General features: G+C 61.5%; 16 protein-coding genes and 1 pseudogene. All 17 read left to right on the plus strand.

Translation table 11 applies throughout. The features are described 5' to 3' along the window. The first annotated feature begins 759 nt into the window (after nucleotides 1-759). Nucleotides 760-1,032: a hypothetical protein gene (locus BV034_RS06090; RefSeq protein WP_050025169.1), complete on the plus strand. Its 273-nt coding sequence runs from the start codon at nucleotides 760-762 to the stop codon at nucleotides 1,030-1,032. A gap of 105 nt (nucleotides 1,033-1,137) precedes the next feature. Further along, a complete protein-coding gene (locus BV034_RS06095) occupies nucleotides 1,138-1,521 on the plus strand; it encodes a hypothetical protein (protein WP_050025170.1) in 384 nt (127 codons plus the stop codon). A 685-nt stretch (nucleotides 1,522-2,206) separates the two neighbouring features. After that, a complete protein-coding gene (locus BV034_RS06100) occupies nucleotides 2,207-3,010 on the plus strand; it encodes a hypothetical protein (RefSeq protein WP_050025172.1) in 804 nt (267 codons plus the stop codon). A gap of 38 nt (nucleotides 3,011-3,048) precedes the next feature. Next, a complete protein-coding gene (locus tag BV034_RS06105) occupies nucleotides 3,049-3,864 on the plus strand; it encodes a hypothetical protein (protein ID WP_265592693.1) in 816 nt (271 codons plus the stop codon). Between the two features lie 734 nt (nucleotides 3,865-4,598). After that, nucleotides 4,599-5,528, plus strand: a complete 930-nt coding sequence (locus tag BV034_RS06110) for a phage capsid protein (RefSeq protein WP_050025177.1) — start codon at nucleotides 4,599-4,601, stop codon at nucleotides 5,526-5,528. A gap of 387 nt (nucleotides 5,529-5,915) precedes the next feature. Then, nucleotides 5,916-6,398 carry a hypothetical protein gene (locus tag BV034_RS06115; RefSeq protein WP_050025179.1) on the plus strand — a complete coding sequence of 161 codons (483 nt, stop codon included), beginning with the start codon at nucleotides 5,916-5,918 and terminating at the stop codon, nucleotides 6,396-6,398. Nucleotides 6,399-6,705: 307 nt separating this feature from the next. After that, nucleotides 6,706-7,296, plus strand: coding sequence for a hypothetical protein (locus BV034_RS06120; protein WP_050025181.1), 591 nt, complete (start codon nucleotides 6,706-6,708; stop codon nucleotides 7,294-7,296). Nucleotides 7,297-7,702: 406 nt separating this feature from the next. After that, nucleotides 7,703-10,012 (plus strand): hypothetical protein, encoded by a 2,310-nt coding sequence (locus BV034_RS06125; protein WP_050025183.1) that lies wholly within the window; start codon nucleotides 7,703-7,705, stop codon nucleotides 10,010-10,012. 223 nt (nucleotides 10,013-10,235) lie between these two features. Then, complete coding sequence (locus BV034_RS06130) at nucleotides 10,236-10,667, plus strand: hypothetical protein (RefSeq protein WP_050025185.1); 432 nt, start codon at nucleotides 10,236-10,238, stop codon at nucleotides 10,665-10,667. 14 nt (nucleotides 10,668-10,681) lie between these two features. Beyond that, nucleotides 10,682-11,548 carry a hypothetical protein gene (locus BV034_RS06135; RefSeq protein WP_265592694.1) on the plus strand — a complete coding sequence of 289 codons (867 nt, stop codon included), beginning with the start codon at nucleotides 10,682-10,684 and terminating at the stop codon, nucleotides 11,546-11,548. Nucleotides 11,549-11,556: 8 nt separating this feature from the next. Next, complete coding sequence (locus BV034_RS35735; RefSeq protein ID WP_050025189.1) at nucleotides 11,557-13,143, plus strand: hypothetical protein; 1,587 nt, start codon at nucleotides 11,557-11,559, stop codon at nucleotides 13,141-13,143. Nucleotides 13,144-13,276: 133 nt separating this feature from the next. After that, nucleotides 13,277-18,997 carry a phosphoribosyltransferase family protein gene (locus BV034_RS35740; RefSeq protein ID WP_265592695.1) on the plus strand — a complete coding sequence of 1,907 codons (5,721 nt, stop codon included), beginning with the start codon at nucleotides 13,277-13,279 and terminating at the stop codon, nucleotides 18,995-18,997. A gap of 27 nt (nucleotides 18,998-19,024) precedes the next feature. Beyond that, nucleotides 19,025-19,351 (plus strand): hypothetical protein, encoded by a 327-nt coding sequence (locus tag BV034_RS06150; protein WP_081887606.1) that lies wholly within the window; start codon nucleotides 19,025-19,027, stop codon nucleotides 19,349-19,351. Between the two features lie 249 nt (nucleotides 19,352-19,600). Then, nucleotides 19,601-20,785, plus strand: coding sequence for a hypothetical protein (locus BV034_RS35745; protein WP_265592696.1), 1,185 nt, complete (start codon nucleotides 19,601-19,603; stop codon nucleotides 20,783-20,785). 391 nt (nucleotides 20,786-21,176) lie between these two features. Next, a complete protein-coding gene (locus BV034_RS35750; protein ID WP_265592697.1) occupies nucleotides 21,177-21,335 on the plus strand; it encodes a hypothetical protein in 159 nt (52 codons plus the stop codon). Nucleotides 21,336-21,361: 26 nt separating this feature from the next. Further along, nucleotides 21,362-23,869, plus strand: coding sequence for a hypothetical protein (locus tag BV034_RS35755; RefSeq protein WP_050025197.1), 2,508 nt, complete (start codon nucleotides 21,362-21,364; stop codon nucleotides 23,867-23,869). A 143-nt stretch (nucleotides 23,870-24,012) separates the two neighbouring features. Continuing rightward, nucleotides 24,013-24,846 (plus strand): annotated as a pseudogene (locus BV034_RS35760) (hypothetical protein); the annotation flags it as partial.

Consider the following 24,846-nt stretch of genomic DNA (forward strand, 5'->3'; position numbering starts at 1 on the left):
ATCAAGTCTGCCCACGACGAGCATCCCTGAATGACGTCGGGCCTACAGCCCTCAACATCTAAAACGAGCGCCTACCTTGGGCGTTGCCCAAGGCTGCAATGATGCCGGACCTTCGGCCCTCAATACTTTCACAAAAGGGAGATGCTCGACCTCTCCACTTTTCCCTGATGGCATTGGTCCCGCGTGCGGGACGGGTCAGTATGAATGTCGTGGGCGGATGGGGTGAATGAGTTTCCCTGAATGACGTCGGACCTGCAGCCCTCAGCATCTTTTTCTGTGCCCGAATTCCCTGGGCGTTGCCCAGGGCTGGTATGAGTCTGGGCCTATGGCCCTCAGCTTCTGCTTCCGCCGGGGCGGCACCTGGTGGAGGCTCCCGCAAAGCGGGATGGGTTAGGGGAGGTGGTGTGGCGGGTCGTTGCGTCGAGGTGCTGAGACTGGAGATGTATGGAGTACAGGCTTCAGCCTGCGATGCTGGATCCTGGATGCTCGATGCCCGTAGCTGCGTTTGTAAAAACGCGGTCGGGATCGGGCGGGGGTGACAGTGACTGGGGGCTGGTGCGCGCTACCGGCCTCCGGCTGGTTCGGTTGGGGTGTGGCCGATTGCGGGAGCAGAGGGGTAGCATCTGCTCCGCTTACCTGGTCTGGCTGGCCAGACAGACGGGAGGCGGGAGTCAGACAGGTGGAAAAACTGCGTGACAACGAGTGCCTGGGTGCCAGATTTCCAGGCAGATCGACCTCTGATCGCACGGGAATCACGCCTTGAAGCACCGGGAATCCGACAACATCTATGACACGTTTACCGATGAAATGGTCTTTGAGATTTGGGACGTTGGGATGGCCTACGCAGCCCTTTACCCAGATTGTTGCAGCCGCAAGGAGCGAACGAAAATAGGATGCCTGCTCGGCCTCATGCAGACCATTGAAGGAAATGAGGTGCGGCACGGCTTTTCTGACCGCTCCCTGCCATCCGTCGATGATGCGCTCCTATACACTGATGATCTTGTCATTTTGCTCGGCTACAAAACGGCCTAACCATGCGCTGCGGCGAACCCGGCCATCGCGCTGTGGTTGCAATCGTGGCGTCCCGCGGGCCGGGTTGCTGAGCTTGGATCGTTAGGCTAACCAGCAGAACACGTCATGAACTGGTCATGGAAGTCATTCGTCCTGCAACTCGTTTGCGCCTTTGTGCTGGGACTCGGTTTAGCATACATGGTCAGCTTGGCGATTGATGCCAGGCGAGGTTCTGGCGCTCCTGACTCAACCTTGATTTCGATGGCCATAGGTGGCCTGCTTGCGCCATGCATTCTCGCAGTGCTGAGTGGATGGAAGGGATGGAGTATAAAGCCGCTTCTCGTTGCAGGCTTCATCGTATCAACGATCTACTCTGGCAAGCCTGCCGTGGGGATGGTCTCTTTGCTGGCGATTGCCGTCGTCTTTTCGTTGGCCCGGAAGGCTTGCGCTGTCGCGTATTACTACTTCCTCCGCCAGAGTTTAGACCCAGAACCATCAGCCAAACAGTAGCGAGACGCATTGAAGAGACGAAGCCGAACAAAAAGGGGTGCAGGGCTGCGAGCTTGCGAGCCTGCAACGGCGCTCATGGTTGAATGAGCCTGGTTGGTGGGTGGCTGCGGCTCGGTGTGTCAGTGGGGGGTGGTTGTCCACGGGTAGCTCTCTCCCGCCTTGCGGGATCGGTCGACCCGTGGCTACTCATGGTGAACCCTCCGGGTTCGGGGAGACGGCCGCGAGCGGCCTGTTGAGGCTCCCGCAAGCGGGATGGTTGAGAGGGAGATGGGTGTGGTGGGAGTGATTGGTTGGTAGGTGATGATGGGAGGATAGTTTCCTGAGCCGCATAAATGCGGTACTCCAACCCTGCTGCGTGAGTCGGCGGGGGTTTGGAGGATGTTTGGCTCTGTCCACGGTTTCTTCGTGATCTGTTGATGAGGGGACGAGAGGGGTGTGACCGCATCAATGCGGAACTCCAGCGTCGGTGTGTGAGTTTGGGATGGGGCTGGCCCTGTTCATGGTTTTGCGATGTGGGATCGCGGGGCTGTGGGCAGGGCTTTTTTGTGTGGGCGTTGACAGTCTTGGTGGGTTGGGATAGGGGTGGGCGGTCTGTTGGTGAAAAACCAGCGGATCATTTTTTTTGAATGACTGACCCTGCATGGGGAGGTGGTGCTGGTTGTTTGCTCCTGCCTTTCCTCCCCTTATGTCTGTCGATTCCCGTGCTCGATCTTTTGTGGTGCCTGTAGCGGCCTTTGTGCTGGGGGTGGTGGGTGGTCTGTGGTGGTTTTTGCCGGTGTCGGGCTCGGCTGAGGTGGGTGATGAAGGGGCGGAGAGTCGGCGGGCGTCTGGGGTGAGGCAGGTGGTGGCGGAGGCTGCTGCGCCTGGAGGTGAGGCGGCTGGGCCGGTGCGGCAGGCAGTTCCTCTGCTGGAGGCGTATCCGGATGCGGCGGAGTGGCTGGAGGTGCCGGTGGCGCTGGTGCTGGAGACGGATCCGGGTGCGATGATGATCACGCGCCTGGGCAAGACGGAGGCGGAGTTTCTGGAGCAGGCCCGTACGGCGGGCTATCAGGCGCTGAGGCTGGCACCGGAGACGAAGGGGGCGCTGAGCGGAGCGCTGCATGAGGCGCTGCAGACCTGGGCCGGGGTGGTGGCGAGGGGGGCGGTGCGTCTGCCGCCGGAGGAGGGGCAGACGGAGGGCCAGGTGAAATGGCTGCTCACGGTGGACCCGGCAACGATGAAACAACTGGCGGCAGATCTGGAGACGCGGCTGCAACAGGTGCTGCCGGCGGAGCGGGCGCATCTGTATCGGGCGCTGGCGCATCAGGATCTGGCGTTCCTATATGGCAACGCGAGTTATCGGGTCGCGGTCACGGAGGACGGGGTGGAGATCTCCCCGGCAGCGCAAGGCACGAGTCTGGGCATGCAGAGGCGATCGATCGCGCCGTCGAGCCCGCTGGGGAGAATCCTCTCGCAGTTGCCGGAGCAGGGTACTGGCTCCGTGCCCTGAGTCGAGGCGTGAAACCCAAGGAGAACTTTTTTATGAGCATGAATCGATTCGCGACTTCATCCGCGCCAGAGCCTGGGCGACCTGTTCCGCAGCGATGGCTGATTTCTCTGGGGCTGTTGATCCTGGGTGTGGGGGTGGCCTATGGCATCTCTCTGGTGGTGCGGCAGGGTAGGGTGGAGGTTGCGAAGGCGGATGTGATGCGGGCGGAGGCCCAAGGTCGCGCGAAGGTGGGAGAGGTGGCGAGGGCGGCAGCGGAGGATGAGGTGACGCCGAAGGAAGGAGAGGGGAAGGCTGCGGTGAGATCGCCGTTTTTTCACCCGGAGGTGATCGCGAAGTCGCCGCAAGTGTGGCTGCCGCGGGAGGTGGTGAAACTCTACTCATGGAGCCTGGGGGACTATGGCGAGCACTTTGACGTGACGGACCAGGCGAAGAAGGTGCTGCGGCTGAGCAAGGAGGAGGCGGCCAGGTTAAAGGAAACGCTGGACGGGCATCTGCAGGCGCTGCGTCAATTGGAGCGCCGGAAGGTGCAGATCCTTTCGCAGACGGATGAGAAGGTGGAGCTGCGGCTGCCGGGAGATGTGGGCGGGGAGTTTGCCCCGGTGCGGGAGGCGTTGCGTGGGGAGGTGCGGGAGATGCTGGGGGAGGCGCGGGGGGAGTTGTTTCTGCATGCCCTGAATGAGGAGATGACGTTGCGCTCGCCGGTGTACAGCGGCCAGGAGTGGCGGATCGATGTGCAGCTCAAGGAGGGGGAGATGATGGAGGTCTCGATCCAGAAGCCGGCGGGAAGCTCGGGGTATCAGGGGAATCAGATCCCGGCGGGGTTGAGACATTTGGTGGGTGTTGTGGGCGGTTAGGGGAAGGTGAGGTGGTTGGGAGTTTGGGGCTTCGGAGTTCAGTGGGCAGTGGGCAGTGGGCAGTGGGCAGTGGGCAGTGGGCAGTGGGCAGTGCGTCGGTGCGTCGGTGCGTCGGTGCGTCAGTGGGGGTTGGTTGGATGTTGGGCGCGGGAAGGGGGTGTTGCTAGTTGAGGGGGCCGCAAGCGGCCTGTTGAGGCGTTGCGCTGGTTTAGGCGGGCTTCGCCCTGGTTTAGGGGAGGTGCGTGTGGTGGAGGTTGATTGGTTAGGAGGTGGTGATGGATGAATAGTTTCCTGAGCCGCATGAATGCGGTACTCCAACCCTGCTGCGGGCGTCGGTTGGGGGTTTGGGGAATGCTTAGCCCTGTTCGTGGTTTGTTCATGATCTGTTGATGATGGGACGGTAGAGGCGTGACCGCATCAATGCGGAACTCCAACGTCGGTGCGGGGGAGGTGGGGAGTTAGAGAGTGAGGTCGCCCTGTTGGGGCTGAGGGGGTGTGAAGACGAGATATTCACTCTGTGCCCTATGTGGTTGGCTGGTTTCCTCCGGCTGACGGAAAACTTGAAACTGAAAACTCCAATTCCCCCTTGCTCGGAAATGGAGCTTAGCGCATTTTTAATCATCCCCTGGTAGACCCGCGAGGATTCTCCGCCGGGGACCGTCAGAAGCTCGACCCGCGCGGCGGACTCTCGATGCGGACGGAAGCAGTGAACTTCCTAATCCAATAAAAACAAGATGCCGACGGCATTGGACATTCCAGAATTCGCAGTGCGCTCTTTTGAAACCCGCTGGGGCCATGTGGTCCAGCAGCAGGTCTCGAAGCTGCGCGACAAGGTGACGATCGACGAGTTCCAGGGGAAGGAGAAGGTCTATCGCGACCTTTCCACCCTGGTGTGGCGTGAACGTCTGAACCGGCTGGGGGACTCGCTTCCCCAGGAGATCCAGGGGTACAAGCGCAAGCTGACGAAGCGTGACTTCGCCTGCCAGCACATCAGCGACCGCAAGGACGCGGAGTACATCGTGGCGCAGCTCACCACGCCGGGCTCGGAGATCGAGCAGGCGATGCGCATGAGCTGGAACCGCAAGGTGGACGAGATGATCGCCCAGGGCGTGAGTGCGACGGTGTATGGCGGCGCGGAGCCGTATGTGACGCCGATCACGCTCACGGGGGGCCGCCAGGTGGCGGTGAACTATGTGAAGCCGGGTGACACGCCGGCGAACTCGGGCCTGACACCGTGGAAGCTCATCGAGCTGGCGCGCAAGTTCGAGACGCAGGATGTGTTCCTGCAGGGTGAGGGTGCGAGCCAGGTGTACCTGGCGATCGGGCCCAAGCAGAAGCAGGATCTCTACGCCTATGTCGCGGCCTCGCCGAATGACGTGTGGGCGCAGATGATGAAGCCGTTCCTGGCGGACGAGTCGCAGAAGCTCTTTGGCTTCCACATCGTGATGTCCAACCGCCTGACGCTGGACGGGGCCACGGATGTGCGCACCTGTGTGGCCTGGGCGCGCGAGGGCATGGTGGTGGTGCCGGAGAACATGCAGATCATGGTGGACCGCCTGCCGGAGAAGGACCACGCCATCCAGGTCAGCGCCTATGCCGACTACGGCGTGATGCGCCGGTACGAGGAGAAGGTGGGGGAAGTTTACTGCGATGAGAGCCCGTAAGGGACGCTAGGGAGTGGAAGGAGTTGGAGGGGCGGGGGAGTTGAGTTGTGCCGCAAGCGGCACGTTGAGACTCCCGCAAGCGGGATGGTTGAGGCACTACGCTGGTTTAGGCGCTTCGCTATCGTGTGCGGCGTCACAGGCGGTGCGAGACTTGGGCGTAGGAGATCGCTGGTTTAGGCGGGCTACGCCCTGGTTTAGGAAATTGGCGGGTGCCGGAGGCTTGGAGTTCTGGGGCGCGAGGTGGCTCAGGTCTGGGGTCTGGTGTCTGGCAGTCTGACGTCTCTGCCTGCCTCTCCTTTTCACTTTTTACTTGCTACTTTTCACTGGGTCGCCTGAGCGACTGAACAATCAAGTTAGAGCAAATAACTTTTTTACAAACGAATACCCATGCCAACTACTTATAAATCTGCTGAGGCTGCGGCGCAGGACAACCGGGCGGTGTCCCGTGAGGCCCACCCGAATGCCCGGCTCTTGCAACAGACGGTGCGTTTTGCGAAGTTCAACATCACGCTGTCTGCCGTGCTGCTGGCCAATGACATCCTGAAGCTGGGCTCGCTCCAGATGGAGGGGGCGGTGGTGATCCCGGAGCTGTCCCGTCTGACCCGTGTAACGGCGGGGGGTGGCACGGCGGTCAATACCGCCTTCAAACTCCAGAGCGTGCTGGGCACGGCCGCTGCGGTGGATGAGAGCGCCAGTGCGACGCTGAACACGGGCACTGCTGCCACCATCGTCCTGGCCCGCACGACCGCGGCCACCAACACGGTGCTCACGCCGGACTCCACGCTGCAGCTCCTCATCGGGACGGTGACGGCGGCGGGGCAGGCGGGGGATGTGGTGGCTGTGGAGGTGGCGTATCGGGCGGTGAGTTAGTGCTGGGTGAGGCGGGGCGGGGAGGGAGTAGTGAAAAGTAAAAAGTGGTAAGTGAAAAGTGGGGCTGCCGGTTGAGGCGGCACCAGCGCCTGGTTGAGGCGCTCCGCTGGTTTAGGCGGGCTACGCCCTGGTTTAGGTCCTGAGAGTGCCTTGGCCGGAGTTCACTTCTCTTCCTGTCCCGCCGCATCATTGTAGTTCTAGGAAAGCCTGTTCGCGCCACCGCGGAGCTCAACACTTTTCACTTTTAACTCTCAACTTTTTACCTCTCTGCAGACCTGCCGCGCCCCTGACATCCAAGTAGAAATCCATGACCTCCACAGAAATCTGCAACAAAGCCCTGGCGCATCTGGGAGATGCGCGGATCTCGGACTTTCACGAGGTGTCGGTGGCGGCGGAGAAGTGCCGCACGCACTATGACCATGAGCGGGACAGCCTGTTGCGGCTGCACCGGTGGAACTTTGCCCGGGCGCGGACGCTGCTGACGCGGCTGGTGCAGAAGCCGGCGTTTGGCTGGGCGTTCCAGTATGCGATGCCGGCGGACTGCCTGCGAGTGCTGGAGTTCAACGGGGTGGAGTCGGGGCTGGATCATGACGACCACTTTGAGCTGGAGGGCGGACGCCTGCTGACGGATGCGGGCGAGGGCTGGCTGGTGTACACGAAGCGGGTGACGGATGCGTCCCTGTATGATGTGCTCTTCTGCGATGCCCTGGCCTACAAGCTGGCGGCGGCGCTCTGCAAGGAAATAACGAATTCGAACAGCGAGAAGGGGGCGCTGCTGCAGATGTTCGAGCGCAGCCTGCGTGACGCGGGCTGGACGGATGCGGTGGAAAACCGGGCACGGGTGGTGCCGCCGACGCGCGGGAGCAGGACGCTGGCGGCGAGGGCGGGGGCTTTCTGAGACAGGATTAACAAGATTTTTAAAAGATTAACAGGATGGGAACAGGAACCACTTATGGGCACTGATGGGGAAGGTTTAGACAGAATTAACAGAATTTACGGAATTAGGGTTTCTGAAACCACTGATGGTCACTGATGAAACACTAATGGTTCTGAAGAAGTAGGGTTTGGGCTCTGAGTTGCGGCCGCAGCTGTCATTCGAAGCTAAATCCAATTCTGTTAATTTTTTCTAAAAGGCATTTCTTTGTGGTTGGAGAGTTTTCTTCTGATCCTGCCGGTTTCTTCCCGGTGAGAAGCTGTATTGCCTAAACCAGCGAAGCGTCTCAACCAGCAACGCGTCTCAACGTGCCGCTTGCGGCACATCTCAACTTCATCACCGGAGCCCAGGGCTTCCACTTTAACACAGCATGCCACGCCGCCTGATCGCTGCCTTCAACGCCGGGGAGATTTCTCCGCTGCTCGATGCCCGGCTGGACATTGAGAAGTACCAGAATGCGGCGCGCATCATGGAGAACTGTGTGCCGAAGATCTATGGCGGGGCGTTTGGCCGGGCGGGGCTGGAGTGGATGGGGCCGGTGAAGGATCACGGGAAGAAGGTGCGGCTCATCGAGTTCATCTTTTCTGCGACGACGAATTTTGTGCTGGAATTTGGGCACTTGTATGTGCGGTTCTGGAGCAACGGGGTTCAAGTACCCACGCCGGGGAATCCGGCGGTGCCGCTGGAGATCGCCTCGCCCTACACGGAGGAGGATCTCTTCAGCATCCAGTATGCGCAGGCGAATGATGTGATGTACCTGGTGGACGGGCATCAGCCGGCGCAGAAGCTGACGCGCCTGGCGGATGATTCCTGGACGCTGACGACGGTGCCGTGGAAGTACCCGGCGCTGCTGGTGGAGAATGTGACGGCGACGACGCTGGCCTGCTCTGCGACCACGGGCACGGGGCTCACGCTCACGGCCTCCACGGCTTTGTTCAATGCGGGGCATGTGGGAGGTTATTTCCAGATCGCGCACCGGCGCAGCGGGGCCTTCACGGAGCTGGCGCTGACGGCGACGGCGACGGGCAGTGAGATCCGCATCCTGGGCAAGTATGATGTCTTCACCTACGGCACGTGGAACGGAACGCTGAATCTGGAGCGCAAGAATGAACTGGGCGTGTGGGAGGTGGTGCGCACGTGGTCGAGCAAGAATGACCGCAACGTGCAGGTCTCTGGCGAGCAGCTGGACGAGGCGGCGCTGCGGTTTAACTACACGGAGACTGCGGCAGAGGGCAGCAGCCCGCCGCGAGCAGTGCTGGAGGCGGCGGACTCCCGCATCTATGGCCTGGTGAAGGTGACGGGCTATACCAGTGCCACGCAGGTGACGGTGGACGTGGTGCAGACGCTGCACGCGACCACGGCGGTCACCACCTGGACGGAGGGGGCGTGGAGTGACTACCAGGGGCACCCGCGCACGGTGGCGATTCATGAGCAGCGGGTGATCTTTGCCGGGACGGACAAGCAGCCGCTGACAATCTGGGGATCGCTGCTGGGGGACTTTGAGAACTTCCGCCGCTCGACGCTGGCGGATGGGGCCTTTGCCCATGTGCTGGGCTCCAGCCGGGGGAACTCGATCGTGTGGCTGGCGTCGATGAGCGAGCTGCTGGTGGGTACGCAGGGGGATGAGTGGGTGGTTCGAGGAAGCGATGAGTTTCCGATCTCGGCCACGACGGTGAGCATCAAGCGGCAGTCCGGCTACGGCTCGGCGTACATCGGGGCGCTCATCTGCAATGACGCGGTGATGTTTGTGCAGCGGGGGCGGTTGAGGTTGCGGGAGTTTGTGTACCAGTTTGAGCGGGATGGCTACACGGCGCCGGACTTGACGCTGCTGGCGGAGCACATCACGGCGGGTGGGGTGGTGCAGATGGCCTTTGCCACGAATCCGGACCCGGTGGTGTGGGTGGTGACGGGCACGGGGCAGTTGCTTTCCATGACCTTTGAGCGGGATCAGTCCGTGGTGGGGTGGTCACGCCACATTACAGATGGCCAGGTGGAATCGGTGGCCGTGATCTACAGCGCGCCCGGGCAGGCGGATGAGATCTGGGCGGTGGTGCGCCGCCACATTGTGGATGCCTCTGGCGTGGCGCAGACGCGCCGCTACATTGAGCGGCTGGATCCGGCGAAGTGGAGCAAGATTGAAGCTGGCGACATGGCCCACATGATCTATGTGGATGCGGCGAAGGTGATCACCCTGGACCCCCCCGCCAGTGTGGTGACGGGGCTGGAGCATCTGGAGCGTCGGAACGTGACGGTGCTGGCAGACGGGCGGGTGCACCCCATCCGCACGGTGAATGACGGCACGCTCTATCTGGAGCGGCCGGCCAGCACGGTGGTGGTGGGCCTGCCCTACACCGTGCGGCTGCAACCCACCAAGACGGATGTGCCCCTGCCGGATGGCAGCGCCCAGGGCCGGAAGTGGAAGACGAACCGGGCGACGGTGCGGCTGCACAAGACGCTGGGCGGCGAGTATGCGGATGCGCCGGACCGGGAGTTCTATGAAATGATCAACCGCACGGTGGACACGCCGCTGAATGCGCAACAGCCCCTGTATTCCGGTGATCGGGAGCTGCTCATGAAGAGCACGCACCGCGGCGGGCTGGACATCACGCTGCGCCAGCGCCTGCCGTTGCCGTTTCATGTGCTGGCGGTGGTGCCAGAGTTTGATGTTTCGGGGGCTTAGAGAGGGGGAGAGGGATAAGGGATAAGGGAAGAGGGGTTGAGTGGGGAAGTTGAGATGTGCCGCAAGCGGCACGTTGAGACTCCCGCAAGCGGGATGGTTGAGACGGTGCCGACGGGGCGGCACCTGGTTGAGAAATATCAGAGAGATTGCCGCCTTGGGCGGTCATTGGCGGCGGGAATATGACTCATCACTTTTGACTTATAACTTGTAACTTTTTACTTCTTTGAGCGAACCTCTTTACCAGGTCAGGCGGTATGGCGAGAAGCTGGGGGACTACCAGATGGTGGATGCCTGGATGCGAGATCACGGACGGGGTGTCTTTCAGGAGAATCTCATGCCGGCGTTGGGTTTTTTTGTCACTTGTCAGGAGCCGGGTGGCGTGTCTGCGGAGGATCTGGCGGTGGGGTGGCTGTATCTGGACAATTCCATCGGCGTCTGCCAGTTGGATCACTTCGTCACCCGCCCTGGGCTCACCGTGGCCCAGGCCTACGAGGCCATGCAGGTGCTGGTGGGGTGCCTGATTAAGGAGGCACGCGCGCTGAACTATGGGCGCGTCAATGTCTTCACGCCGCCGGCCATTGCCCGCTTTCTGAATCGCATGGGTTTCACCCCGCAGGCGGAAGGGCTGACCATGCTTACCATGAACCTTTACTAAGAATCGATCATCCTATGCCTACAGCACTTGCAGCTACAGGGGCCTATTTAGCGGCCAACTCTTGGTGGATCGGTCCCACGGTGGCAGCCGTGGGCGCCGGAGTCGGTGTGTACGGCTCCATGCAGAGCGCGGCCACTTCCAAGAACATCGCGAACTACAACTACTCCATGCAGCAGCGCAACGCGAAGATGCAGCTCATGGCGAACACCGCGCAGGTGCAGCAGATGGAGCAGCAGGCGCGGTTTCAGAAGGCCCAGGCGGAGATCAACGCCCGCCTGGCGGAGAATGAAGCGCAGGCCAGGTCCAACAATGCCGAGACGATGCGCAACCAGGCGCTGGCTCAGGCCAGTGCGGACCGGGAGAACATCCGCCGGACGAACGAAGATTCCGACCGAAGCATCGCGATCATGCGGGCCAAGATGGGGAAGACCGGGGCAGACCTGGGCGCGGGCAGCATGCTGGAGACGTATGTGGAGGCAGAGAAGAACAAGAAAGTCGTGGCCCAGGAACTGGGCAGTCAGAGCAGGCATGGTTATATGAAAACCTTTGCCGAGGTGGCCCTGGAGGAGTTTGGCGCTGCGACAGCCCGGGCCGGGGCACAACTGGATCTGGCTACCGGGCGGGCAGAGGCCAACCTTTCGCGTTCCGCCGCGGCGCTCCAGGAGGTGACGGGCCGCTCTGAGTACCTGATGAACCGGAAGAAGGCGGAGATGGCGCGCATGTCTGGCTATGCAGATGCCAAAGGGGCCACCATGCAGGCATGGGGATCCCTGTTCAGCGGGCTCAGCAGTTTTGCCGGTTCCTTTGGCAGCCGCCCCGCCAAAGGCCAACCCCAGTCCTGGTGGCCCAACGAAGCCGGTCAGTTCGACCCTATTGCTTGATGCCGCTTATGCCTGAGATACCTCTTTTCAATGGCGGTGAGACCGTCAAGACGGGTGCCATCCCGCAGATGCCTCTGGACAACCAACGCCGGCCGCGGGCAGACTTTCGTGGGATCATCTCCGGACTGGGCGATGTGTCCCAGTCGCAGGCGGTCATGGCTAAGGCTGCGGAGCAACCTACGTTGGATGCAAAAATGTTTGCTGGGCTGGGCCAGGGATATGAGGCTCTGGCAAAGGGCATTAGTGACGTGGGTGGTTTCCTGGAAAAGTATGCGCAGAAGCGTCAGGAGGTGGTGAATCACCGTGACATCACCAACGGCAAGGCGGAGATGGAGGGGCTGCTGGGCCAGGTGGAGAAGGGGCTGGATGCCAGCCACCCTGAGGGCTGGGTGGATGCCTTTAACCAGGGAACTGACCAATGGCGCACCGAGTACGCCGCACGCAAGGGCATTTCCCAGCACGTAAAAGATGAAGTGCTGGGAGCGCTGGATGCGAGGAGGGCCGGGCTGCAGGGCGCGATCTATGCCAGGTCCGGTGAGACTGCCTTCAAGCAGAGCCAGGCGGCCACGGAGAACTATGTGCGGATGAAGGCGGCGGCCGGCGATGTGGAGGGGGTGAAGACAGCCGTAGCCGATGCCTACAGCAAGAACATCTTCAACCTGGAGCGGTCGGCGGATACAGTGGCGAGAGCTGCTGCGCAGGCGGGGCGCATGGCTCTGATGAATGCGGCGGAGATGCAACCGGGCCGGACGCTGAATTTCCTCAATGCTCCGGAAGCGACGGGACGCCCGCCGGAGTACGAAAACTTGCCCCAGCCGTTCCATGACAAGCTCCGAACGGCCTCCACGCTCAGGCTGGAGACGCTGAAGGAGCAGGCGGCGCGGCAGGTGAAGCTGGGCCTGGCTGAGGGAGGCATCAACACGGCGATGGATCTGGCTGCGCTGCCGCTCATTCGTGAACAGCAGGATCCCATGACGGCGCAACGCCTGGTGGAGGAGCTGACGCCCATGGTGCTGCAGCCGGAGGCGAGGATGGCGGATCTGCCGGGGTTGTACATGCGGATGGTGGAGCATGGCAGTCGCGACCTGCGTCCGGACCGGGAGCTGGAAACACAGCGCCTTCGCACAGAGGCGGCCATGCTGCCGGACGGGATCTCAATCATGATGGCCTCCAAGATGGACGCCATGGCCCAGCAGCCTCCGGGGATGAGCGGCTCCCTGCACCTGGGCATGCGGCAGATCAACCTCATGCATGAGAGCGGTTTCCTGAACCTCGCGCCCGATGCTGTGGACGAGGAGCTGGATGATGCTGATGATCACGAATTGGCACTTGGGGGCAGTACGGGCGGTGGCAGCATGCCTGGCCCGAGGCTGGCGAAGTACGGGGCGGGGCATCTTGAGTCCTCCTGGCAGGCCTTTAACCTCATGCGCGGGCTGGACCACTATGCCTCCACCCTGGGGCGGCCCATCACCACGAAGGAGGTGGAGAAATGGGTCGATGAAATGACGGTGGTGGGGCAGCGGCATGCCGGGGCAAGGGCGGTGCTGGCGGCGGGGGAGAGGCTGCTAGGGGGCGGTGCGGAACCCTGGGTATGACGCCCCGGGCGGTGGTGATGGGTATTGGAGGTTCTAGGGAAGAAATGCTGTGGCTGGTGCCCCCGGTGGGCCTTGCCGGGAGGGCGGTCTGGCGGTGCTGGATGAGGCAAAGACAAATCAAACCTGTATGGGCATGACGGAAGTAAAAGAGGCGGCAGCGGGCCAGACGGCGGCGGTGGCGGGAATTGAACCGGAGAAGAAGGAGCGGTCCTTCTTCTCACGTCTTTTGTCGTGGGACTGGGGCAAGGACAACGACGAGGCCACTCCTGCCGGGACGGGCGGTGTCAGTCAGAGCCAAGCCAGCGTTGCAAGTACGGGTGAGCTTGCGGAAGGGAAACCAAAGCGGGGGACTGACGCCTACTGGCAGAAGCAGAAGGAGGATGTGAGCAGGATCTATCTCGCTCTGGGTGCGGCCAGCCCTCCAGCAGGTGGTGCCACGAGCGGTGTACGCCCTAAGCCTACGGAAGAGTCCATCAATGCCTACAGGAGTCTGAATTCCGCTTATCTCGCCGCAGATCTGCGGCAGGAGGTGGGAGTGGTGGTGAGAGACTACGCGGCGCTGAAGCCCGTGTGGGCGCAAAAGCGCATGGGGCGTGCCAACGTGACAGAGGAGGAGATGCTCGATTTCATCATCGCCGATGAGCGGGCTCAGGCAGTTCAGCGCAGGGCAATGGAGAGGGACGCTGGGCGCCGCTCGGTGCTTCAGGGCATCAGCCGAAAAAAGGGCGAGGTTATCGCCAGCCCGGGAGGAGATCTGGTGACGGCGACGCACAAGCTCGCAGAGCGGGGCATTGGGGATGAGTGGATCGTGCGGGATAACGCAGAAGTGCGCACGACTCTTGAGCGCGCTGGGAATCGGGAGGTGTACTTCCCCAGCCCAAAGGTGATGGAGGCCCGTGGAGTGGATGTAAGGGCGGCCATCATACTTGACAACCTGAACGCTCAAGCCAGGGCGTGGGCGCGAGGGGGGCAGGTGCAAACTCAGCAGCCCGACAATACAGAGCCCGCAGCATGGGCGCAGCTCAAGAAGGACCGGCAGGCGGCTGGAGTGAAGTACCAGACCTGGGCGGAGGAATCTCTGCAGCGCAATGAAGCGTTTGATCAGCTTGTCGCTGGTCGCAGAGATCAGATTCTTGCCTCGAACTTTTCCATTGATCAGAAGGAGGCAGAGTTGCAGGAGCTGGCACAGGTGGCGGTAGACAGGAAGAAGCGGGAGCAGGAAAGGCTGCGTGAACATGCCGGTGAGGCGGAAAGGGACCTGCTGAATGGTTTGATCTCCGTGAGGCAGTTCGATTCGTTTCTGGAGAAAGCTGGCTTCCGTGGGGCTACGACGGCGCTTGTTGCAGAAAAGGAGCAGGAGTCGCTGGAGCAGGATGCTGAAGCGGTGCTGGTTGATCACAAGTTGGGCTCCAAAGGATGGTCTAGCAGCGGTGACGGAGGGGATCCGCGAGCTCTGCCCGAAGTGCGGAAGCGCATGAACGAGTGGATGCTGCCGGCCGCCGAGATCGTGCTGGCGAACGGCGAGAAGGTGGTGAGATTCGACAAGCGCTTTGCCGATCCCAAGGAGTTCACAAGACTGCGATTCGCGGGTGGCAGAGAGCCCTTCCGCTCGATGCGGCTGCTCAGTCCGGAGGAGAAGGAGGCGTATCTTCAGAGGGATGTGGGGTATCAAACAGTGCAGGCGCAGATTGCCGAGATCGACAGGCGGGATGACATCCTGCTGGAGCCCTACGGGTTCGATGACGCAACCAAGGCCCTGGTGAAGCACCGTGCGCTGTTGCTGGCCTCGAGCAAGATGCCGCGTCCCATCGGAGAGCTGGCGAGGAATCCTGACACCTGGTTGAGCAAGACGCCGCTCCTGGGCGGGCTCAACTCCGTGCGCATCATGGCGCCCACGGTGCTGATCGCACGGCGATTGGAGAGAGGGGAGGACGTGAGTCAGGAGGAACTGCAGATGCTGCATGAGACGCTCATCGAGATGGGGCGTCCCAACACCTGGCTGGCCACCACGCTGGACATGGCGGCGGAGTCTGCCTCCATCGGCATCGAGATGCTGACCACCGCCGGGGTGGCCACGGCGACGCGCAAGGCCGTGACCCAGCTGGGGAAGGAGGCGATCTATGTCTATCTGAAGAAGTTTGCCCGCGGGGCGGAGCGCGACGCCCTGTTGCGTTTGGCAGAGCGGAAGGCGGGCAAGAGCCTGGTGGTGCGTGGTCTGGCCGGGGCGGCGAGCGTGGCGGCGCAGACGGCGACGGGCACGCTCTCCCGGGTGCTGGACCGCACGGTGACGGATCTGGGCACCCAAGGGGTGCAGGTGACGAAGAATGACCTGGACCAGTATGTGGCGCACATTGATGCCACGGAGCGGCCGGGTTCGGTGTGGTCGGCGTTTGGGAAGGCGTTCCGGTATCAGTTCATGGAAAATACTTCCGAGAAACTTGGGAGCGTGATCAGTGCCCTGGGGGGTGACCGGGCGGTAAAGGAGGCGTTGAGCAGGCTGTCGAAGCCGGCGCAGGAGCGCTTGAGCAAGCACGCGCTGTTCCTGGCCATTGCGAACAAGAACCCCGGCAAGAAGCTGGAGACGGTGCAGAAGATGCTGGCGCGGGCCAATGTGGACAGCCTGCCGATGGAGATGCTGGAGGAAGGGGGCTCGGCGGGGCTGCACTGGATGTTTGACGGGGAGGAGTTTCATCTGCCCTCGGCGGAGGATGCGGCGTCGCTGTTTGTGTCCATGCTGTTGACGGGCACGGTGATGAAGGTGGCGAACCGGCGGGATGGGAAAGAAGGGCAAGGTAAGACGGACTCGCCCGGCACGTCGCTGGGGCGGGCCCTGCGTGAGCAGGGGGAAACGGCAGCATCGCCGCAGCAGGCGGCGCTGGCGACGGGAGCCAGTGCGCAAGCCCCCGTGCAGTCGGAGGCAGGGGGCATCACCGCAGAGGGTGCGCTCCAGGGTTCGGGCGGGCTGGGCATGACAACCGAAGGGCAAGCTACAGCCGGTGTAGAGGCCACGGCGGTGACGGGCGGGGCGGTGCAGCCGCGTTTGAGCTTCAGCCAGGGGAGTGGAGGTCGCAGGTTGGTGGATAGGTTCGTGAATCTTGCCGCGCTGGAAGGGCGATTCCGGCGAGGCGGACCATTCCAGTCTACGGAACCAGCTTTGAAGCCCGAGGACAGGTTGAAAGAGATTGCAGACCATCACGCTCTCACTCCGGGCGAGGCCACGGTCTCCCGTCAGAGCCCGATGAGGTCGGAGATTTCCGACTCCTTTTTCGTGGAGCTCAAGGCCGGAGGGGAGGCCGTTATCAACGTGCAGGACGGTAACGTCTGGGTGGATACGCAAGCTGTGTGGGGCGCTGGAAAAGACGCACAGGGCAGTGCTGCTCCACAACTGGACGCAGATGGCAAACCCGTGGTGAAACAGCGCGAGCTCAGCGGGGGGGACCTCGTCTATCAGACAGCCTTGACCTACGCCCACGACAACGGGCTCAAGTTCGCCCCCGATCCCCGCGAGATTTCAGACAAAGCCAAGCGCCGACGTGTCAGTCATATGCTTTCCAGCGCTCTGCGCTACGGCACCACCAAGCACATCAACCCTGCCTTTGGCAACTCCCGTGACAGTGTGGCGGATGGCTGGCGGGAGGAAACTACCCCGGCCGACTATGAGCACAACCTGGAGATGCTCATCCGGGAGGAGATGAAGTGGGTTACGGAGGAGATGGCGAACATGCCCGCCCACCGTGCGGAACGCTACAAGCGAGAAGACGAGGCGTACAAGAACAAGGTGAAGGCGGCCACCCGCAAAGGCGAACCCCCGCCGCCGCCGCCCGTGCGCCCGACCGTGGAACCCGAACTGGTGCTGCTGGAGGACTTGCGCTATGAGCCGGAGTCGGATACGGTGGTGCAAAAGCAGAAAGGCCCCGATGGGAGTATTCAGTGGAAAAGGCTATCCGAAGGAGATTTTGCAGCTCTCGTGGAGGGACTGGAGCCCCGAGACAGCGGAATTAGTGCGGCAACACTTTCTCGGGCCCTTGTCGCAAAATCCGAGGTGGAAGGACATGAGGCTGGACGGAGTAGTGCGGAACATCTGGCGTCTGAGGGATCTGACGAAGGAGGAGTGGTATCTGGTGGAGGAGGCGTTAAGCTATTCCGCCTGCTGGGACCAGATGCAGCCCCCAACAAGCTCTTCTACAGTCAGCAGCAAGGAAACAACGTAGAAGGTCCCGCCGAGGGAGCACATCCGGTGCAGCGCACCGGGGTGACCCAGGCGGAGGTGGATGAGGCGCTGGAGCGGCTGCGAACGCTGCCTGAGGCGGCCGGGCTCACGGACAGCCTGCTCATCGTGGGCAACCGCCAGGAGCTGGACGGCAAAGACGGCCGTCCCGGTGAGGCGGACTATCACGCAGACGAATGGGCAGGCATCGAGACCGCGGAGGGCTTCATTGACACCAAGACAGGTGGGGCGGTGGTGTTGCGCGACCAGGTGGAGGTGCGTGAGGGGGAGACGCCGGCCATGGCGGTGGCCCGTGTGGTGATGCATGAACGGGTGGGGCACGGCGGGGTGAATGCGCTGCTGGGAACGGAGCCGGAGTATCAGAAGAAATGGGACAAGGCCAGTGCCCTGATCCCTGCGGCAGAGCTGCAGTCCCTGCGCCAGAAGTACCCTGAGCTGACGGACCGTCCGGCGGATCTGGCGCTGGAGTGGCTGGCCCATCAGACCGGGGACCGGATGAGCTCCCAGAGCTTCAAGCCCGGCAGCGCGGCGGCAGAGATGTGGCAGACGCTGAAGGACTATGTGGCGAAGATCATGCACACGGCCAGCGGTGGCAAGATGATGAACGATGCGGCGCTGGATGCGTATGTGCGCGACATGATCGCCGGGGCGCGTCGCAAGGTGAAGAACGGGGAGGCTGGCGGGGGCAATGCTTCCGTCAACGGTGCGGCGGTTGGTTCAGTGAATGGGGCGAACGGGACAGCTTCCCCTGCCCGGAATGAAGCGAGCGGACAAAGTCTTGATGAAGCCAACGTCGAACCTCGGCTGCAGTTTTCCCAAGGACGGCGCATCGCCACGCCGCAAAGGCTGCTCAGTGGCAATCTCCGGCAGCAGGCATTCAACGACGTGCGCGAGGCCAAAAAGATGCTAAAATCGCCTGAAGATCCGGCAAAGCGCAATGCCGAACAGAAGACCTTCGTGGACAAGTTTTATAACAAAACTGCCTACGAGGATATGATGCGAGGACGTGGCGACAACGTGGTGTACCTGACCATGCCCAGCAGCTCAGGAAAGAACCGAAACCCTGTCTATCTGGCAAAAAGGCTACAGGCAGATTTTGGAGGGGTTGTAGTTGTAGGAAGTGAGTACCTCACCCGTCCAAAATCCGTGGAGTCAAAGCACAACAACTCCTATGTCGCGAAAATGGCCATGCCTGACTTTGAAGTGAAAGAGGACGGCATGCTTGAAAAGTTGAAGGGAAAGGATGTGGTGCTTGTAGACGATATCATCACCACAGGAGACAGCATTGACTCAATTGCCCACATGCTGGAGAAGGAAGGTTTGGATGTGGTCGACGTCGCATCCCTGGCCGCACACAACGATGGTCTTGCGGTTCAGGAGCGCACCAAGCAGCATCTGAAGGCCTTGTTGCAACATCAACTTCAGAACCACTTCTCAAGAAGAGGCTCCACCTACGGTCCGGCTCTGAATGAACCTGGAGTTCTGGAGGAATGGATTGAGGTTGCCCATGGCCAAAGCCTTGATGCGCTCTTGAAAAAGGCGATCGATGATGCTAGTACTACTTCTGGAGCATTTACTGTGTTGAAAGCCCTGCACAGCCGTTTCAAAAAGATGAGTGAGGAATAACCCCGAGAGAAAGCCATGGGACAATATATGTTTACACGTGAAGAAGTGAAAGCCTCCCGCCAACGCCGCATGGAGAAGCTCAGCCCGACTCCTGAGGAGGTGGAGCTCTTCGAGCGTCTGTGGGCCGACTACTCAAAGAACTACAGCCAAGAAACCGCGTGGACAGCCCCGGAGTTGGAAGGCAATGACGCCCTTCATAGGAGATATTGGGAATGGGCGCAGCTTGCGAAGATCGGCCCCGAAGAAGACTGGACGCAAGAGCAGGAAGAGCTGGAATACGCGCAAGAGCAGGAAGCCAAGAAGAAAGCCGCTGAGCAGACGGCTGCTGGGAAGGCTGCAGAGGGGGCTCCCTGAGGCCTCGCTCGGGAGCGCTTGAGACTGTTTTTCAACCCCTCCACGCGAGCTTCGCCGGAGGGGTTTTTGTTGGGCCAATGGCCAACGTATTCCGTTGTGCTGTTTCCTGAATCCGTTTCTGACAAGGTGCGCTGAAGGCGTGAAGAGACCGCGTTGTTGGGGCTGGACCAGTATGTGGCGCACATCGATGCCACGGAGCGGCCGGGTTCGGTGTGGTCGGCGTTTGGGAAGGCGTTCCGGTATCAGTTCATGGAAAATACATCCGAGAAACTGGGGAGCGTGATCAGTGCGCTGGGCGGTGACCGGGCGGTAAAGGAGGCGTTGAGCAGGCTGTCGAAGCCAGCGCAGGAGCGCTTGAGCAAGCACGCGCTGTTCCTGGCCATTGCGAGCAAGAATCCCGGCAAGAAGCTGGAGACGGTGCAGAAGATGCTGGCGCGGGCCAATGTGGACAGCCTGCCGATGGAGATGCTGGAGGAAGGGGGCTCGGCGGGGCTGCACTGGATGTTTGACGGGGAGGAGTTTCATCTTCCCTCGGCGGAGGATGCGGCGTCGCTGTTTGTGTCCATGCTGTTGACGGGCACGGTGATGAAGGCGGCGAGCTGGCGCGATGGGAAAGAAGGGCAAGGCAAGACGGACTCGCCCGGCACGTCGCTGGGGCGGGCCCTGCGTGAGCAGAGTGGGAATGAGACAGCGGGAGCTGCGCAGCAGGCGGCGCTGGCGACGGGAGCCAGTGCGCAAGCCCCCGTACAGGCGGAGGCAGGGGGCGTGACGGCAGAGGGTGCGCTCCAGGGTGCGGGCGGGCTGGGCATGACAACCGAAGGGCAAGCTACAGCCGGTGTAGAGGCCACGGCGGTGACGGGCGGAGCGGTGCAGCCGCGCTTGAGCTTCAGCCAGGGCAGCGGAGGTCGCCGGTTGGTGGATCGATTCGTGAATCTTGCGGCGCTGGAAGGGCGTTTCCGACGAGGTCCAAAAACGGATGCGAAGGGCCTGAATGAGGTGTTGGCTCATTACTCCTTGAAGCCGGGAGAGGCGCGCCTGGATAAGGCTGATCTCGTGCGCCCCGGTGTCAGCGAGGCCCACACGATTATTCTAGCCTCAGGAGGGGAAGCCGTCCTCAACGTGGAGGGTAATAAGGTGTGGGTGGACACCCAGGGAGTGCAGGGCAAGGCTGCAACGGGCGAAGGCAATAATCAGGAGCAGGAGCTCAAAGGGGGAGATCTGGTCTATCAAGCTGCGATGACCTACGCACTCAACAATGGTCTGCAGTTTTCGCCCGATCCACGTTCAGTGACCAAAAAGGCCTTGCGCCGAAGGGTGAGTCACATGCTTTCCAGTGCGCTGCGTCACGGCACCACCAAGCATCTTTCACCGGTGAGCCCTGCGTATTCTGCAACCACCCCTGATAAGGTCACGAAGGACCTGGTGGCAGATTAATGGCGTGAGGAGCAGACTCCAGAGGACTATCAGCACAACCTTGAGCTGCTGATCCGGGAGGAGTTGAAGTGGGTGGGGGAACAGATGGCGGCAGTGCCCAGTCTGCGGGAGGCACGGCAAAAGAAAGCGGAGAAGGATGCCAAACGAAATGGCGAGACGCTCCCGCCCTGGTCGGAGCCGCCCCCGTTGGTGTTGCTGGAGGACTTGCAATATGACCCTGCAAGCGATACGGTGCTGCAACGAAAGAAAGGTGCCGATGGGACAGTTCAGTGGCAAAGGCTATCCGAAGGAGATTTTAGAGCTCTCGTGGCGGGATTGGACCCCGGAGACAGCGGAGTTAGTGCGGCAACACTTTCTCGGGCCCTTGTCGCAAAATCCGAGGTGGAGGGACATGAGTCTGGATGGGGTGGTGCGCAACATCAAACACATCCGGAGTCTGACGCAGGAGGAGGGGTATCTGGTGCAGCAGGCACTGATCTATTCCACCTACTGGGACCAGATGCGAACCCCAACCAACTCTTCTACAGCCAGCAACAAGGAAACAACCTAGAGGGTTCCTCGCAAGGGGCACATCCGGTGCAGCGCACCGGGGTGACCCAGGCGGAGGTGGATGAGGCGCTGGAGCGGCTGCGTACGCTGCCTGAGGCTGCCGGGCTCACGGACAGCCTGCTCATCGTGGGCGACCGCCAGGAGCTGGATGGCAAAGACGGTCGACCCGGGGAGGCGGACTATCAGCCGGATGAATGGGCGGGCATCGAGACCGCCGAGGGCTTCATCGACACCAAGACAGGTGGGGCGGTGGTGTTGCGCGACCAGGTGGAGGTGCGTGAGGGGGAGACGCCGGCCATGGCGGTGGCCCGTGTGGTGATGCATGAGCGGGTGGGTCACGGTGGCGTGAATGCGCTGCTGAAGACGGAGCCGGAGTATCAAAAGAAATGGGACAAGGCCAGTGCCCTGATCCCTGCGGCAGAGCTGGAGGCGCTGGGCAAGCGCTATCCAGAGCTGGCAGTTCGCCCGGTGGATCTGGCCTTTGAGTGGCTGGCGCATCGGATTGGAGACGACTTCAGTTCTGGGAAGCTGGAGCCCGGCAGCATCGCCGCCCAACTCTGGCAGGTGATCAAGGACGCAGTGGCGAAGTTCATGAACCGGGTGACGGGAGGCAAAGCCCTGAGCGATGCGGCGCTGGATGCGTATGCGCGGGAAATGGCCCAAAAGGCGCGTGAACGCGTGAGAAACGGGGATGTGGCGAGGGCGAGGGCGGGAAGTCAGAGCTCAGCCAGTTCCCAAGGTGGGGCGCACGCATCTGAGGAGTCGATTTCCCCGGAGGAGGAAGACACTGTCAACAACGCGGGAGGAGTGGAAGGGCGGCTGCAAACTCCCTCGTTCATCGTCCATCTTGCAACAACCGCCCAATCAACTAACCTAAGACATGGAACGGAAAGTCAGACCCATTCCGGAAGTGCCACCGGAGAAAGTACGTCGCTCGACCCTCGAAGAGTGCTTGAAGGCCTCCGCGAGCGTGCCGCTGGACGAAGCGATCTTGCTGGAGAAGGAGTTCGCGGAACCTCGCACGAGGCCATCGCCAACCCAGATCTTGCGCGAGTACCTCAAATCGAACCCGCCCGCTTCTCAGACGGACTAGCTGAGATCGAGCAGCAGGTTCAACCCAAGCATGGTCAGGAGCATGATGTCTATTTCGACGCGAGCACCAATCGTGTCATCAAGCTGACCGAGCCTGGCAAGTATGGCGTGCGCAAGAGTTTGCGGGGATATCTGGAGCAGGCGGCGTTCGTCAACGAGGAGTTCGGCGACGATGTGCGGGTGGAGGGTTTTGTGCAATTTCCTGGTGAAGCTGCACCTCGGTTGGTGACGACGCAGCCCTGGTTCAAAGGCCGACCCTCTACCGAGCGGGAAATCGATGCCTACATGCGGCGTGAGGGATACTTACGCCAGTATGAAGGATCGTGGTGGCATCCTGACAAGGAGGTGCAGGTGACAGATGCCTTGCCCAAGAACTTCCGGACGATCCGGGGAGGGCACATTCGGCCCATCGACCTGGTCATTGCGTGGCCGAAGAGTCAATCTGCCATCGAGCGGATAGAGAACATGGTGTACTCCCAGCCGCAACCTGCGGTGCCTGAGGAGCATGGTGAGATCTCGGCAGAGGGGACTGGGCCGGCAAAGAGGCTGCGGTTTTCTCAAGCATCGAGTGAGAGCTCGCCTGGCTCAACTCCGGAAAAGTACCAGGCGGATGCGCCTGACATCAGTGCCAACACCCCTTCACGTCAGCGGCCACAACATCTTGACTCAAGTCAAACAACCCGTAACTTTTACCTGAATGGACCCAGCTCCAAAGAACGAGCCGTTGAAGCAGCCCAGCGAGACGGTGGCCGAGTACTTTTCCAGAGTGCGACGCAGCATGTTGAGCAAGCAACCGCATCTCACCCTGGAACAAGTGGAAACACGTATGAAGAAACCGAGCTCGGCAAGCTCGAAGCCGCCATCCTCCAGCAGTGGGCAGAGCGGGCAGGACTGATGATGGATGGGGCATTGGTGGCCGCGTGGATGAAGGCCAATCGTCCCCCTAACGTCAAGCAGGGGGGCGAACATCAAGTGGCCTACGATGCGGCGACGCAGCGAGGTGTGAAGGTGGTATCGATCCCCATGCTGGCGACATCAACCGTGTATGAGTATCTCACGGATCATATGCTGGCCAACCGATTCCTGGGTGATCAGGTGGAACTGGAAGGATTTTTCATGGCACCATCACGTGCCAGACCAGAGGAGAACGTGCTGCACATTGTTGTGTCGCAGCCCTGGGTGAAAGGATCCCATCCCAACCACGATGACATCGTCAGGCACGCGAGCGATCTCGGCATGAGGGAAGATCCTCCCAATTCGCGGAGCGCGAGCTTTGAGTTTGATGATCCGGTGGCGGGTACATTGACCATCATGGATGCCAAGTCGGAAAACTGGATTGAGGCGGAAGATGGCGCGATGGTGCCCATCGACATCCATTTTCTTTTCAACAGTGAGCAAGAGCGCCGTGATGTGATGAAGTTGCTGAATGCGGAGTCACGTTGAAGAAAAACTGTTTGTTCTTGCGGATAGGATCACTGGTGCAGATGGCGAAAGTTATGAGAATGAGGGTGCTGTTTCAAGAAGCTGGTTCTGATAAGGTGTGCTGGATGCGTGAAGTGAACTGCTGATCGGGGCTGGACCAGTATGTGACGCACATCCTGCGCCTGCGGAACGAGGAAATGACCATCGGGCGTTTCCGCCGGGAGAACCCCCATCTGAATGACCAGGTGGATGTGCGCATCCAGCAGGGGAAGGCGCTGGCCCCCGGCGGCCAGGCGGAGGCTACGGCTGGCCCGCAGCAGATCCAGGAGGAGGAGTCGCTGGCCTTTGAGGAGGCCACGGCCATGTCCACCGCCACTGCCTCAAGTACTGAGGCGCAGGAGGCGGCAGGCGTCATCCTGGGCACCTCGGTCAGTGAGTATCTGCAGGGGATGCACACCACGACCATGACCTTTTACAAGGGGCACACGGCCTTCACGGCCATGGAGGAGATGGTGGAGGGCAAGGCCAAGAAGCTACTGGCGCTGCCCGGGAAGCGGGAGTGGATGCGACGCGCCCTGCGGGAGGTGGAGGAGCGCACGGGGCAGCAGATCTTCCGCACGCGGGATGATGCGCAGCTCCAGGACAGTGACCTGGTGGAGGCGTGGTCGCATCTTTCGCTGTCGCTCTATGTGGGGCGCAGCGCACGCGGGGAGGAACTGGCGCAAGGGTTCGATGAAAAGGGCTACCGGCGCACCATGATCGAGCTGCTGGGCACGGAGGCGGGCCCGGCACTGAGGAGTCAACGCACGCTGCTGGAGGGTGTGTACCGACGTGCGGCGGCGCTCAACGGTCTGAAGAAGCAGGGGGTGCTGGATGCGGAGCTGGAGAGCACGCTGGCGTGGCAACTGGGGCTGGAAGGGCGGCGTGGCGGTGAAAGTGCGATGGAGGAAGGAGGGGCTCAGGAGCAGGGGAGGGCTCAGAGAGAACTGGAAAGCGGT

Origin of the sequence: Verrucomicrobium sp. BvORR034 (assembly GCF_000739635.1) — a bacterium.
GTDB lineage: Bacteria > Verrucomicrobiota > Verrucomicrobiia > Verrucomicrobiales > Verrucomicrobiaceae > Verrucomicrobium.